The sequence below is a fragment of the Amycolatopsis cihanbeyliensis genome, from assembly GCF_006715045.1.
Lineage (GTDB): Bacteria > Actinomycetota > Actinomycetes > Mycobacteriales > Pseudonocardiaceae > Amycolatopsis > Amycolatopsis cihanbeyliensis.
In genome coordinates this window covers 6,089,136-6,102,199 of record NZ_VFML01000001.1, presented here as the reverse complement: position 1 = coordinate 6,102,199, position 13,064 = coordinate 6,089,136, and the positions used below count along the sequence as shown (strand labels likewise).

General features: G+C 69.8%; 15 protein-coding genes. 6 read left to right on the top strand and 9 right to left on the bottom strand.

Annotation, left to right across the window (positions count from 1 at the left end; all coding sequences use genetic code 11):
• The first annotated feature begins 35 nt into the window (after positions 1 to 35).
• Positions 36 to 1,583 (top strand): endonuclease/exonuclease/phosphatase family protein, encoded by a 1,548-nt coding sequence (locus tag FB471_RS27905; RefSeq protein ID WP_211358161.1) that lies wholly within the window; start codon positions 36 to 38, stop codon positions 1,581 to 1,583.
• Positions 1,584 to 1,775: 192 nt separating this feature from the next.
• On the opposite strand, the gene FB471_RS27900 is transcribed toward FB471_RS27905, so the two are convergent.
• From FB471_RS27900 to FB471_RS27860, 9 genes are all read right to left on the bottom strand, one after another.
• Positions 1,776 to 2,789 (bottom strand): pyridoxal-phosphate dependent enzyme, encoded by a 1,014-nt coding sequence (locus FB471_RS27900; protein ID WP_142001272.1) that lies wholly within the window; start codon positions 2,787 to 2,789, stop codon positions 1,776 to 1,778.
• Positions 2,702 to 3,685, bottom strand: coding sequence for a GHMP family kinase ATP-binding protein (locus FB471_RS27895; protein WP_142001271.1), 984 nt, complete (start codon positions 3,683 to 3,685; stop codon positions 2,702 to 2,704). Before FB471_RS27895 ends, FB471_RS27900 begins: the two co-directional genes overlap by 88 nt.
• Positions 3,682 to 4,890, bottom strand: a complete 1,209-nt coding sequence (locus tag FB471_RS27890) for an MFS transporter (protein WP_246076630.1) — start codon at positions 4,888 to 4,890, stop codon at positions 3,682 to 3,684. The genes FB471_RS27895 and FB471_RS27890 overlap by 4 nt, the downstream gene beginning before the upstream one ends.
• 169 nt (positions 4,891 to 5,059) lie before the next feature.
• The gene (locus FB471_RS27885; RefSeq protein WP_246076629.1) at positions 5,060 to 5,884 is read right to left on the bottom strand and encodes a Rossmann-like domain-containing protein; all 825 of its coding nucleotides are present in this window, start codon (positions 5,882 to 5,884) and stop codon (positions 5,060 to 5,062) included.
• 23 nt (positions 5,885 to 5,907) lie between these two features.
• Positions 5,908 to 6,879, bottom strand: coding sequence for an ABC transporter substrate-binding protein (locus tag FB471_RS27880; RefSeq protein ID WP_211358160.1), 972 nt, complete (start codon positions 6,877 to 6,879; stop codon positions 5,908 to 5,910).
• Positions 6,880 to 6,887: 8 nt separating this feature from the next.
• Positions 6,888 to 7,706, bottom strand: coding sequence for an ABC transporter ATP-binding protein (locus FB471_RS27875; RefSeq protein ID WP_142001269.1), 819 nt, complete (start codon positions 7,704 to 7,706; stop codon positions 6,888 to 6,890).
• A gap of 1 nt (position 7,707) precedes the next feature.
• Positions 7,708 to 8,784, bottom strand: a complete 1,077-nt coding sequence (locus FB471_RS27870; protein ID WP_246076628.1) for a FecCD family ABC transporter permease — start codon at positions 8,782 to 8,784, stop codon at positions 7,708 to 7,710.
• 38 nt (positions 8,785 to 8,822) lie between these two features.
• A complete protein-coding gene (locus FB471_RS27865) occupies positions 8,823 to 9,362 on the bottom strand; it encodes a hypothetical protein (RefSeq protein ID WP_142001268.1) in 540 nt (179 codons plus the stop codon).
• A 24-nt stretch (positions 9,363 to 9,386) separates the two neighbouring features.
• Positions 9,387 to 9,803, bottom strand: coding sequence for a hypothetical protein (locus tag FB471_RS27860; protein ID WP_142001267.1), 417 nt, complete (start codon positions 9,801 to 9,803; stop codon positions 9,387 to 9,389).
• A 148-nt stretch (positions 9,804 to 9,951) separates the two neighbouring features.
• Between FB471_RS27860 and FB471_RS27855 the strand changes: the two genes are divergently transcribed.
• The 5 genes from FB471_RS27855 to FB471_RS27835 all read left to right on the top strand — a co-directional run bounded on the left by FB471_RS27855 (position 9,952) and on the right by FB471_RS27835 (position 13,028).
• Positions 9,952 to 10,812: a helix-turn-helix domain-containing protein gene (locus tag FB471_RS27855; RefSeq protein WP_142001266.1), complete on the top strand. Its 861-nt coding sequence runs from the start codon at positions 9,952 to 9,954 to the stop codon at positions 10,810 to 10,812.
• Complete coding sequence (locus FB471_RS27850; protein ID WP_142001265.1) at positions 10,809 to 10,991, top strand: DUF397 domain-containing protein; 183 nt, start codon at positions 10,809 to 10,811, stop codon at positions 10,989 to 10,991. The genes FB471_RS27855 and FB471_RS27850 overlap by 4 nt, the downstream gene beginning before the upstream one ends.
• A gap of 91 nt (positions 10,992 to 11,082) precedes the next feature.
• Entirely contained in the window at positions 11,083 to 11,943 is an 861-nt protein-coding gene (locus tag FB471_RS27845; RefSeq protein ID WP_142001264.1) for a DUF5753 domain-containing protein, read from the top strand.
• Between the two features lie 4 nt (positions 11,944 to 11,947).
• A complete protein-coding gene (locus FB471_RS27840) occupies positions 11,948 to 12,145 on the top strand; it encodes a DUF397 domain-containing protein (protein WP_142001263.1) in 198 nt (65 codons plus the stop codon).
• Between the two features lie 67 nt (positions 12,146 to 12,212).
• Positions 12,213 to 13,028 (top strand): ESX secretion-associated protein EspG, encoded by an 816-nt coding sequence (locus FB471_RS27835; RefSeq protein ID WP_142001262.1) that lies wholly within the window; start codon positions 12,213 to 12,215, stop codon positions 13,026 to 13,028.
• Positions 13,029 to 13,064 lie beyond the last annotated feature (36 nt).

Genomic DNA, 13,064 nt, shown 5'->3' with positions numbered 1-13,064 from the left:
TCACGATGGGGTCTCCCCGATTCGAGGAGGTTAGGGTGCGCAGGCTGAGCACGTTGCTGCTGGCGGTGCTGACCATGCTCGGGGTGGTCGCGGCGCCGGCCGCCGCCGCGCCGGACGGCACGCTGACCCTGGCGCGGGACACCGTGCGCGCAGGGCAGCCGATCACCGTGGAGTACACGACCCCACGCCCGCACCCGAAGAACTGGCTCGGCCTCTACACCGAGCCGGGCAACGGGCCGGTGGACGAGACCTACGTCGGTCCCTCGCTGCGCTGGGTGTACATCCCGGACGCGGAGGGCACCGCGACCCTGCCGACCGAAGGGCTCGAGCCGGGCGACTACATCGTGTACGGGCTGGCCGAGGACGGGTACCGGTGGCTGGCCGAGCCGGTGCGCCTGCGGCTGACCAGTGCCGCGCCACCGCGGTTCGTGACCGGCGAGTTCGACCTGCGCAACGCGCGCGCGAAGGCCCCGTACCGGGCGACGGTGCGCGGGCTGGTCCGCGGGGACACCCAGGGTCTGCGGTTCCGCAAGCTGTCCGGGCCGGGATGGGTCACCGTCGCCGCGGACGGCACGGTGTCCGGGACGCCGCACCCCGCCTACTCGGCGAAGACCTCGACGCTCCGGGTCGAGGCACGGAACGGCCGCGGCGAGAAGGACACCGCGAAGGCCAGGATCGAGGTCCGGCCGCCGGGAGCCAGGTTGGTGCCGGAGCTGAAGGTGCTGAGCTGGAACCTCTGGCACGGCGGCAGCCAGGTGAACGGGGCACGGGAGAAGCAACTTCGCTTCCTACTGGAATCCGATGTGGACGCGGTCGGGATGCAGGAGACCTCCTCGGCCTCGGGCAGGGTGCTCGCCGAGGCACTCGGCTGGGACTACTACCAGGCAGGCCACGACCTGGCCGTGATCAGCAGGTACCCGATCGTCGGCCGCGGCGAGTCGCCCGCGGAGTCCGGGCTGGCCGGGATGAGCGCGCGGATCCGGATCGACGAGCAGCGCGGGCAGGACGTCGTGCTGTGGAACGTCCATCTCGGTTACACGCCCTATGGCCCCTACGACGCCTGTTTCGGCGGGATGAGCCGGGAGGAACTGCTGGCCAACGAGCAGCGGTCCGGCCGGACCGGGCAGATCACCGAGGTGCTGGCCGCGATGCGGCCGGAGCTCGCGGAGTCCGACGCGACACCGGTACTGCTGACCGGCGACTTCAACGCCCCCTCGCACCTGGACTGGACCCCGGGCACCCGGCGGTGCGGCTACTCCTCGGTCGACTGGCCCACCTCGGTGTTGCCGCGGCGGGCGGGGCTGCGGGATTCGTTCCGGGTCGCCAACCCGGACCCGGTGGCCGAACCCGGGACCACCTGGTCGCCGATCTTCCCCACCTTCCAGGGTGGATACGGGTACGACGAGCACAAGGGCGAGCCGGAACCGCAGGACCGGATCGACTTCGTGCACTTCGCGGGCGAGCTGGCGGTCACCGAATCCCGCGCCGTGGTGGCCGGTGACCCCGAGCCCGCCCCGAACCACGAGGACAACGAGTGGACCTCCGACCACGCGGCGGTGCTCACCACCTTCCAGGTCACCTGACCCCAGGTCCCCCGGCGTGTTTGCCGCCCACGCACGCGTGTTTGCCCCCCACGTACCCGAGTTTGCCCCCCACGTACCCGAGTTTGCCCCCCACGCGCGCGAGTTCGCCGTTCCCGTATCCGAGTGGACCGGTCAGGAGCCGAAGGCACTGTCCGCCGGGCCGCCCGCGGCCGGATGCCGTAACTCTGCCGATCAGGTGAAGATCGCCGCCGGGGGCGCCGAGGCCCTTCCCCAGTGCATCCGGGACCACGGCAACGCCAGTTCCTCCATTGTGGACACGTCGTGTGGATCGAAGTCCTCGACCCGACGCGCCTCGTCGTGCCTGGCGAAAACGGAGTCCACGTACCGGTGTCCGGTGTCCGCGGCGATGAACAGCACGGTCCGATCCGGTTCGCGGTCGCGTTCCCAGCGCGCGGCGAGGTAACCCGCCCCGGTGGACAGCCCGGCGAACACGGCGTGCCTGCGCAGCAGGTCGACGCTCCCGGCGAGCGCCGCCTCGAAGCCGATCCAGTGGATGGCGTCGTAGAGCTCGTGCGAGACGTTGCCGAACGGGATCGAGCTGCCGATCCCGGCGATGATGATCTCCGGGTCGTGCACGTGCTCGCAGCCGAAGGTGATGCTGCCGAACGGCTGCACCCCGGCCAGCTCGACCGAGGACGACCGTTCCCGCAGGAACCGGGCCAGCGCGCCGGTGGAGGCCCCGGACCCGACCCCGCCGACCACGGTGAGCCGGTCGAGGTCGAGTTCCCGCTCGATCAGCTCCGCGGTGGCCAGGTAGCCACGATAGTGGATGTCGTCGTGATACTGCCGCATCCAGTGGTAGTCCGGGTTCTCCCGCAACAGTTCGCGGACCCGCCGTACCCTGCGGTCCTGGTCCAGCTTGAGGTCGCTGGAGGGCTCCATCTGCTCCAGCCGCGCCCCGAGCACGGCGAGCTGGGTGCGCAGGGTGTGATCGACCGTGGTCGACCCGACGATATGGCAGCGCAGCCCGAACCGATGCGCGGCCAGCGCGAGCGCGTAGGCGTAGATGCCGCTGGAGCTGTCCAGCAGGGTGTCCCCCGGCCGCACGGTGCCCTCGGCGAGCAGGTGCCGGACCGCAGCGAGCGCGGAGACCACCTTCATCGTCTCGAACCGCAGGCAGACCAGGCCGTCTCCGGCGTGCACCAGTTCCGGCTCGGCGATCGCGTCGGCGATGTGCTCGTGCATTCCCGTCCTCCCGAACTGCTGAACACCCTGGTGACGGTGATGCCGTTGGCCCGCAACGCGCGCACGCACCCGCGCACCCGTGGCCACAGCCTCGGGGCGTCCGGGTCGAAGAGCAGGCCAGCGACATTGCCGCTGTGCGCGATCTGCACCCCGGCGGCACCGCTGGTGGCGGCGACCTCCGCCAGCACAGGGAACTCCTCCTTGGCGAGCACCCGCTGGTTGTGCCGCGCGCTCTCCGTGCTGACCTGACCAAGCAGCGCGAGATCGGCGCTCGCGATCGCCTTGCGCAGCGCGGTCCTGAGCCCTTCGAAGGCCTCGACCTCCGCCGGGCCGTACGTGGCGGAGAGAGCCAGCGTGTCGACCGGCCTGCCGCCGCCGGTGATGCACCCGACCACCAGGGCACGAGGCAGCGCCTCACCGAGGATCTCGAGTACCCGCGCCTCCCGCTGCGCGAACAGCAGCGGTCGATGCTCCAGCATCAGCGGGTCGCTCGCGCATTCCGCGCGCACGGCCAACCTGGCCACGTCGGCCGGCCGTAGCCGGGTACCGAAACTGGCCGCGACCGCGTGCACGGCCGCGATGATGTCGCTGGTCGAGGACCCCATTCCCAACCCGATCGGCACCTCGCTGTGCAGCCGCAGCCGCCCGCCACACGGTCGGTGCCGGGCGCACTCGGCCACGGCGAGCCTGGCCGCCTTGGCGGCCTTGGTGCGGTCCGCGGGCAGGACCTCGAGTTCGTCCGATGTCGTGCCGGGCAACCGGACGAACTCGGCCCTGGTGCCGAGGGTGCGCATCGGCAGGGTGACCAGGCCGCGGCACACCGATCCGTCGGCCTCCCGGAAGGCGCCCTGCAGGATCTCGCCATGATGGCAGGGCGCGTACCCCGTGCCCCTCATGCGGGTCCGGTGGATCGGCCGCGCAGTACCATCGCCCCCGCCAGCAACGCCACCAGTGTGAGCCCACCGAACACCGCGGCGGTACCGGGATAGCCACCGAGGCCCAGCCCGATACCACCGAGGCCGGCACCCGCGAACACGCCGAGGCTCATCCCGGCCGCGTTGATGCTCAGCGCCGATCCGCGTAGCGAGCCACTGCGATGCACCAGCAGGCTCACCACGCAGGCCGCCACGGTCGCGTGGGCCAGGCCGAGCACCGCGGTGAGCACCAGCGCGACCGGCAGCACCGGCGAGAAGTAGAAGCCGATGATCGCGGCAAGGGCCACCACCAGCCCACCCACCAGCACCGCCTCGATCCGGGTGCTCGCGCCCGCGGCGTTGATGAACCTGCCCACCAGCAGGTTCCCGACGAAGAAGGAGGCCCCGGACAGCGTCCACACGAAGGCGAACACCTCCGGCGACAGCGCGAACCGCTCGTCGTAGAACGCGGCCAGGTAGGCGAGGTAGCCCATGAAGGCACTCGTGCGCAGCGCGGCCACCAGCACCAGCGGCAACGCGCCGGGCACCGCGGCCAGCGCGCGGAAGGAGGCGAGGTAGCCCAGCCGTGGCTGGTCCGACTCGGCCACGGCCTCGCCTCGCCTGCCGAGCAGGATCACCGCGAGCAGCACCGCGACCGCACCGAGGGCGATCAGGTCACCCCGCCAGCCCCACAGCAACGCGGGCAGCGCCACGACCGGGGCGGCGAGCATCGCGGTAAGCGACTGCGTGGCGGTGACCAGGGTGGCCGCGCGTCCCGCCGCCGCACCGGAGCCGTACCTGTCGGCGGCCGCGGCGCCGAGCGCCGGGTTGAGCACCGCGGTCGCCGCGCCGATCAGCAGGCAGAACGCCGCCAGTGCGAGCAGGTCGCCCAGCGCACCGATCACCGAGGACAGTCCGAGCAGGACCAGTCCGCCCGCCGCGGTCCATTCCCTCGGCACCCGGTCGATCAGCGGGGCGAGTGCGGTGCCCACCAGCAGCGCGGCAAGGCCGCCCAGCCCGCGCAGGCTGCCCATGGTCGCCACGCTGGTACCGGCCTCGCCCGCGATCGGCACCAGGAAGGTGCTGAACACGGTGAACGGAACCAGCCCGACGGCCGAGGCGAGCAGCACCGGCCACAGCGTCCGGATCATCCGCAGGTCACCGGGAACCGGTTCGGCCACGGTCATGCATGCTCCTTCGCGACTTCGCGCGCGTCCGCGACCGTGTCGACAGGGCGCCCGGCACGACCCAGCGTATGACCACCGGGGCACGCGCCCCGCCGCCCCGACAGCGGGGCCTCCGGCCGAGGGCGCGCCCTGTGGTCACCGTGACTGCCGCGAGTTGACACAAGGGGTGTCATACCGCGGCCTCCGCGCGGTAGCGGTACAGCGCCGTGGGTTCGGCGCTGAACTGGGAGAACGGGAACGGCTCCGCGGAGACCGCGGTCACCCCGGAGCCGAGGAACGCGCGGGCCACCGCGCTCCCGGTCTGGGCATAGACGATCAGCGGCAGGGCTCGCTCCCGGCAGCGGCGCAGGATCCGGTCGAAACTGCCGTTGCTCAGCGTCATCCCGGTCGCCACCACGGAGTCGGCGACGTCCAGCACCTCATCCATCGAATCGGTGACCCGATCGCCCCACTGCGTCCTGCGCAGGTTGAGATCGCAGGGCAGGCAGTCACCTCCCCGCTGCCGGATGGCCTCGACCAACGGGTTGACCACACCGATCAGCCCGACTCTCGCGCCGGACCGGATGTCCAGCAGACCGGCAACGGCGGCGTCCCGTGCCCGCGCGCGCACCTCGGGTGGCCCCGCGGGCAGCTCGACCCGCTCGGCGTCCGGCGCCTCGCGGTGTGGGCGCAGCTCGGCCAGATAGGCGTCCAGCGCGGCGATCCGCAGCGCGGTGGGTCCCTCGGACAGCAGCGAGTCCAGCGCGGCACCGGAGAACTCGCGGCAGACCTCCGGGCCGAGTTCCCCCTCCTCGAACGCGCAGGCGCCGAAGGAACCGCCGAGCCGGACCAGCACGTACTGGTTGAGGTAGGTGGTGTCACCACCGGCGAGCCGGGTCCCGTGGTGCAGCCAGAACACGCTGGTCGCCACCAGTCCGGCCGGCGGCGGCCCGGCCATGCCGCGCAGGACCTCGGCCGTCAACTGCCCGACCGTGCCGGGTGCGTCGAGTGTCACCATGCTTCCTTTCGCGGGTTCGGTCAGCGTCCGATGGAACGCAGGTACTCGCCGAACTTCTCGGCCGCTTCGATGTTCCGCGGCCCGCTGACGGCCTCGCCGTAATCCAGCACGTAGAACCGGTCATTGCGCACCGCGGGTGACTCGGCAAGCGGGGGGAAGGACTTCAGGAAGGCGATCTTGTCCTGCACCGGCTGGTCCCCGTAGTCCACCACGGTGATCACCTCGGGCGCGGCGTCCACAACGGACTCCCAGCCGATGGTGGTCCATCGCTCGTCCAGGTCACCGACGATATTGCGCCCGCCGGCGAGCGACACGATGACATTCGGCGCGGTCTGCGCACCGGAGGTGAACGGCTTGTCCGTGCCGGAGTCGTAGACGAACACCCGTGCGGGTTCGCCGTCGGGCTGGTTGCGCTCCAGGGTGGCCGCCCTGGCCTTCAGGTCCGCGATCAGTCGCTCGGCCCGGTCCTCGACCCGGAAGATCTTCCCGAGTTGTTCCAGGTCGGTGTACAGCGCCTCCAGCGGCGGCACGGTGATCGGGTCGGTTCCGTAGTTGTAGCAGGTCTCGGTGTACATGTAGCTCTGGATGCCCACCTGGTCCAGCAGCGCGGGGGTCACACCACGTTCCTCGCTGAAACCTGACTGCCAGCCCGCCAGCACCCAGTCCGCCTCGGCTCCGATCACCACCTCCCTGCTGAGCACGTCGGTGCTGAGGGTTTCCACGGATTCGTAGTCCGCGCGATACGGCGAGCGGGACACCGGCCCCTCCGTGGTGGACGGCATGACGATGCCGCGCATGCGATCGGCCAGCCCCAGCGCGAACATTCGTTCGGTGGCGCTCATGTCGTAGGCGACCGCGCGTTGCGGGACGGGATAGTCGATGGTCTTGCCGCAGTTCTCGATCGTCACCGTGTCCGGCCCCGCTCCGGCCTCCGACGCGACATCGGCACCGCAGCCCGCGAGGAGCAGGGAGCAGGCGAGGACGATGGGCATACTGCGTTTCACTGGTGAGACCTCTCTGTCGGGGACTCTGCCGGGGACTCTGTCGGGGACGGGTCGATGAGCTCGTAGAGCAGTTGCGGGGTGCCGGTGTCCGGGTGGGTGACCACCGAGGGGGTCACCCCGAACACCCGCCGGATCAGGTCCGGCCTGAGCACCTGGGCGGGTGGGCCCGCCTCGACCAGCGAGCCGGCGTCGAGTACGGCGAGCCGGTCGCAGGTCGCGGCGGCGAGGTTCAGGTCGTGCAGCGCGACCACGACGGTGAGCCCGCAGGTGCGCAGGAAGGACAGCAGGGCCACCTGGTGCCGCACGTCGAGGTGGTTGGTCGGCTCGTCCAGCACCAGTACCTCCGGTTCCTGCACGAGAGCACGGGCGATCAGCACCCGCTGCCGCTCGCCGCCGGAGAGGGACAGCACACCCCGTTCGGCGAGGTGGACGACATCGGTGCGCCGCATGGCTTCGCGGCACAGCTCCCGCTCCCGCTCGTCCAGTGCCCTGCCCCCGTGCAGATGCGGGAAACGCCCCAGCGCCACCACTTCCGCGACGGTGAAATCGAGCTCGGTGTTGCTTTCCTGGGTGAGCGCGGCGATCGAGCGGGCGCTTTCCCGTAGTGAACGCGTATCCAGGTCCACATCGTCCAGCAGCACGGTTCCGGCAGTGGGTCGCAGCGCGCGGTAGACGCAGCGCAACGCGGTGGACTTGCCGCTGCCGTTGGGTCCGATCAGCCCGAGGATCTCACCGCTGTCCGCCTTCAGGCTCAGCTCGCGCAGCAGGGTCGCTCCGGCGATCTCGACGGAGACCGCGTCCAGGGTGAGGCGCACGTCAACGGCCTCCGAACAGGTAGCCACGGCGGCGCATCAAGGTGACGAACACCGGGACGCCGACCAGCGCGGTGATCACGCCGAGCGGCAGCTCGCGCGGCGCGACCAGGGTGCGAGACACCAGGTCCACCCACACCAGGAAGATCGCACCGGCGAACGGGGCGATGATCAGCACCCTGGTATGGGCAGCGCCGACGAGGATGCGCACCAGGTGCGGCATGACCAGCCCGACGAAACCGATGGCACCGCTGACGGCCACCAGCGCGCCGGTCACCACCGCGGTCAGCAGGAACAAGCCACGGCGCAGGGCGGCGGTATCCACGCCGAGGCTGGCCGCGGTCTCGTCGCCCATGGCGAGCACGTCCAGCGACCGGCCCCGGCGCAGCAGCAACACGATGGCCAACCCGACGGCGACCGCCGCGATGGGCAGCGACCCCCAGGTGGCTCCGCCAAGGCTGCCGAGCAGCCAGAACAACACGGTGCGCGCCGCCTCACCGAAGGGGGCGAAGAACACGATCACACTCATCACGGCCTGGAATCCGTAGGCGAGCGCGACGCCGGTGAGCACCAGGCGCAGCGGGCTGAGTCCGGCTCGGCTGCGGGCGGCGAGGTACACCAGCACGGAGGCGAGCAGCGCGCCGAGGAAGGCCGCCGCGGACAGGGCGTACACCCCGAGTCCCGCGAACAGGCCGAAGGCCACCACCGCGCTCGCCCCGACCGAGGCGCCGGAGGAGACGCCCAGTATGAACGGGTCCGCCAGCGCGTTGCGCACCATGGCCTGCACCGCCACGCCGATCACGCTCAACCCGGCGCCGACCACCATGGCCAGCAGCACGCGCGGGGTGCGCACCTGCCAGATGATCGAGTACCCGGTGATCTCGGCGGGGTCGATCCTGCCCCCGGTGAGCGCCGCGCCGAGGTAGCGCAGGCTGTCGGCCAGTGGAATCACCGTCGGCCCCAGCGTGATCGCGACGACCACCGACACCACCAGGATCGCCGACAGCACACCGATGGTGAGGGTGAGCGCGCGACGGGACGGCAACGGGCGCGCGGGCACGCGGCTCTGCTGCGGGGTCACGCAAAGAGAATACAAATGACAATCATTATCGTCTATACTCAGTGACCCACGCCGCACCAGGCGGCGACACCCTGGTCCACGTAGACCCGGAACCGGATCGTCAGCGCCGGCCCGGAACCGTCCGCATAGGCGCCCTCGAACAGCAGGTGGTACCCCTCGTGCGGGTCGGCGGTGAGGTCGGCGAGCCGGAAGTGGGCCTTCCTGGCCTGATTCGGGTCGGCGGGGTCCAGCATCGGCAGGGTGCGCAGCAGGTCGTCCCTGGCCGCGTTGCCTTTCTTGCCGCTCTCGCAGGCGCTCAGCAGCAGACCGTTCAGGTTCTTGTAATTGAGGTTCGATTGCAGGCCGCCCGCCAGCTTCTTGACCTGGTCGATCTCGTCGTCGGGGCGGCTCATCGCGGATGTTGTGACCACTGTGGACGATGGTTCAGTGAGCAGCCCGCTGGCAATCGGCCAGTTCGGCCCGGTGTCCGGCGCGGGATCCGGTGCGAGGGCGTGCGCGAGCGCGATGGCGAGCGCCCCGGCGCCGCCGAGCACGAGCAGCAGCAACGGCCAGACCCTGGTGACCGATCGACGCTTCATTCAACCTCCTGGTTCGGCATGGGTTCATCGCGACCGCCCGAGGGCGTGCACGACGTCGATGTCCCGGCACAGCCCGCGCGTGTCCCATGGCGCGACCGCCCAGCGGACACCGGGGACAGGCGGCAACGGCATCGGCCCGGCGACCGGCCGCAGTCCCGCGGGAAGCGGGCAGGGGATCCCGGTGCGGGCGACGATGAAGACGATCTCGTCCGGCTCGCCGTAGCGCAGCAGGGCCGCGGCGGGCCTGCGCACCTCGTCCAGCCGCGTGATCAGGCCGGGCGCCTGCCGCCAGTCGACCACGAGCAGGCACACCCGATTCGAGGACGCGAGGGCGACCGACTCCCCGGCGACCTCGACCGGCCAGCCTTGCCCGCGATACCAGTCGGACAGGTAACCAGGCGACCCCGGCTCAGCCGTCGTAGCCGGTAGCGCATGGATCATATTTTCACCTCAACTCGGTTTATCAACCTTGTCAGGTAGCATCGACCGGTTGATTAACCGAGTCAATGACACGATCGGGGGCCGTTGCCGACGCCGAGTGACCGCTAGCATTCGCGGGGTCGTCGCAGCTACCGAGAAGGAGAGCGCCTTGCCCTCGTCCCCGACCGTGGCCAGCTGGGACCTTGGGCAACGACTACGCGAGAAGCGTGAACTGGTGGGCCTGAAGGGTTCCGCGGTGGCCAAGCGGCTCGAGCTGTCCGCGCAGTTCCTCAGCGCGGCCGAGCACGGCCGGAAGAAGCTGCCCGTGGACAAGCTCAACGCGCTGATCAAGATCTACGAGGTGCCCGAGGACGAGGCAGCCGAGCTACGCACCCTGCGCGACGCGTCCGCGCAGCGCGGCTGGTGGAACCAGTTCACGGCGCTGTTCAGCGACGAGTTGCTGCGCCTGTTCGGCTTCGAACACGGCGCCGAGTCGATCTGCGCCTTCGACAACGGCCTGATGAACGGACTGCTACAGACCGAGGACTACGCCCGCGCGATCATCGAGGCGGGCAGCCCGAACATCCGGCTGGCCGAGGTCGACCGCCGGGTGGAGGCCCGGATGATCCGGCAACGGCGGCTGAGCGGCGCGGATCCGCTACAACTGACCGCGATCATGAGCGAGTCCACCATCCGGCAGCAGGTCGGCGGTCCTGCCGTGCTCGCGGCGCAGCTCGATCGCCTGCTGCGGCTCATCGAGGACCATCCGGACAACCTCGACGTCCGGATCGTGCCGTACACCGCGACCGGCCACCACGCGATGGGCGGCTCCTCGTTCAACCTGATGACGTTCCCTTCCGGCAAAGTCGCTACCCTGGTATGGCAAGAAACGGTCACCTCCACCGAGCTCATCGCGGACGCGCTGATGGTCCGGGAGTACGGCCTGGCCTACGCGGAGATCGAGAAGACCGCACTCGACCGGAGGGCGACCGTGGACCTGATCACCCAGGTCGCAAGGGAGCTGAGATGACGGATAGGCACACCGGCTGGTTCAAGTCGTCGTTCAGTGCGAACAACTCCTCCTGCGTCGAGGCACGTTTCGCCGGTCCCCGGGTACAACTCCGGGACAGCAAGCGCCGCACCCCCGGCCCGATCCTCGAGTTCGACCGGACGGCGTGGGCGGTCTTCCTGCGCAGCCAGCGTGGGTGAATTCACTAGCGTTATCCACCGATCGTGTGATGGCAAACCCGGCGCCGGATGACTACTACTTGGTGGTGGCATCGGCAACAGAGGGGACGCCATGGCACCGTCATCACCCGTCGTCGCGCGCTGGGACCTGGGCCTGCGGCTACGCGAACGTCGCGAACTGCTCGGCCTCGCCGGCACCAAGGCGTCCAAGCTGATCGGCCTCTCCCCCACCTTCCTCAGCGATGTGGAGAGCGGGAAGAAGAACGTGCCCGAGGCCAAGCTCGGCCAGATCGCGGATGCCTACGAGTTCAACGAGGACGAGGCGGCCGAGCTCGAGGAATTACGCGAGGTCGCCCGCCACCGCGGCTGGTGGTCCAAGTTCAGCGGCCTCTTCGCCCCCGAGGTCCTGCGGTTCTTCGGCCTCGAACATGGCGCGGAGACCATCCTGACGTTCAACAGCAGCCTCATCCATGGCTTGCTCCAGACGCGCGAGTACGCGCAGGCGATTATCGAGTCGGGCAGTCCCAACGCCCGGCTCGCCGAAGCGGGTCGCCGGGTGGAGGCACGGTTAACCCGCCAACGGCGGCTGGACGGCGACGATCCGCTGAAACTGATCACCGTGCTGAGCGAGGCCGCCCTCCGGCAGCAGATCGGTGGCCCGGAGGTGCTGCGCCGCCAGCTCCTGCACCTGGTCCAGCGGATCGAGGATCATCCGGCCTTGCTGACCGTCCTGATCGTGCCGTTCGCGGCACCGGGGCACGATGCGCTGGACGGCAGCTTCCATGTGCTGAGCTTCTCCAAACCGAACCTGCCCAGCATCGCGTGGGTGGAAATGGTGACATCCATGCAGCTCATCGAAGATCCGGTGCAGGTGAAGGAGTACGACATCGCCCACGCCAGCGCTACCGACGTGGCGTTGAACCCGGTCGATTCGCTCGAACTCATCAAACAGACCGCAAAAGACCTAGAATGACCCGATGCAGGTCCCTCGCCGCAAGATCCACCAGACCGACTGGTTCAAGTCGAGCTACAGCAACAACGCCCACGGTTGTGTCGAGGCTCGGCTTGCCGGGGCCGCTGTCCAGGTCAGGGACAGCAAGCGGCGCTCCCCCAGCCCGACCCTGACGTTCGACCGGACCGCGTGGGCCGCGTTCGTGAGCGAGCTTCGTCACTGAACGGCGAGCCGAGTGATCATCTGACGACCGTGCGCTACCGTTGGCCGTCGTACCGTAGTGATCGGTCGTGTCGGCGGTAGGGGGTTCGGAGTTGGCGGCGTCGTTCAGCGCGCACCTGGAAGAACTGGACATCCTGGAAGAGGATCTGCGCCTCGGCCGCTGGGTGTACCCGTACGAGATCCCGTACGCGAGCCCCACGTTCACCGAACGGACCGAGCAGCGTGCGCGCACCTGGGCACGCCTTCGCGAGAACGGGCTGGCCATCGGGGACAGCCTGCATCCGGAGGTCGAGGACCTGTTGCGGGCCTGGTCGTCGCCACACGTGCTGGTGACCCAGGTGGCCACGGTGACCGCGACCGACGTCCGATACCTGTACCGGGGTGGCTGGCGGGGCAAACTGGGCTTCATCTCCCAGCAGTCGGGCGACAAGCTGCTGTTCGAACGGCTCCGCCCGGAGCAGGTGGTGCCGGAGATGGTGTCCTTCCTGCCCGAATGGCCGGCCCTTCGGCACAACCCGGCCACCATCCTCACCCCGCCGAGGGCCGGGCAGCAGGACGAGGACGCGTTGCCGGTCACCGACGAGGACGAGGGCGTCCAGGCCAACAACCGGAAGGCCATCGAGCACTTCTTCACCGCACCGATGCTGCGTTACGGGATCATCTCCTGCTCGGTCCGCGAGCCGGACACCCACGTCCGCCGGGGGCGTGAGCAGCAACTCGGGTCGCTGACCTGGTTCGACACCGACGACGGCCGCTTTTTCGCGGTCACCGAGCAGCTTCCCGACGGCGCGCTGCGGCAGACCTTCACCGGCGCGGACAACCGCCGCATCGCCCAGTGGCTGCGTGAACGGCTCAGTGGCGCCCTCGAAGTGGGGACGGATTGAGCCCACGTTGATACTCTAGGTACGCGATCGGGTGAC

Coding starts and splice junctions, on each gene's coding strand:
- FB471_RS27880 (WP_211358160.1), bottom strand. CDS start 6,879: ATGCCCATCGTCCTCGCCTGCTCCCTGCTCCTCGCGGGCTGCGGTGCC.
- FB471_RS27860 (WP_142001267.1), bottom strand. CDS start 9,803: ATGATCCATGCGCTACCGGCTACGACGGCTGAGCCGGGGTCGCCTGGT.
- FB471_RS27895 (WP_142001271.1), bottom strand. CDS start 3,685: ATGAGGGGCACGGGGTACGCGCCCTGCCATCATGGCGAGATCCTGCAG.
- FB471_RS27865 (WP_142001268.1), bottom strand. CDS start 9,362: ATGAAGCGTCGATCGGTCACCAGGGTCTGGCCGTTGCTGCTGCTCGTG.
- FB471_RS27845 (WP_142001264.1), top strand. CDS start 11,083: ATGGCACCGTCATCACCCGTCGTCGCGCGCTGGGACCTGGGCCTGCGG.
- FB471_RS27840 (WP_142001263.1), top strand. CDS start 11,948: ATGCAGGTCCCTCGCCGCAAGATCCACCAGACCGACTGGTTCAAGTCG.
- FB471_RS27890 (WP_246076630.1), bottom strand. CDS start 4,890: ATGACCGTGGCCGAACCGGTTCCCGGTGACCTGCGGATGATCCGGACG.
- FB471_RS27900 (WP_142001272.1), bottom strand. CDS start 2,789: ATGCACGAGCACATCGCCGACGCGATCGCCGAGCCGGAACTGGTGCAC.
- FB471_RS27850 (WP_142001265.1), top strand. CDS start 10,809: ATGACGGATAGGCACACCGGCTGGTTCAAGTCGTCGTTCAGTGCGAAC.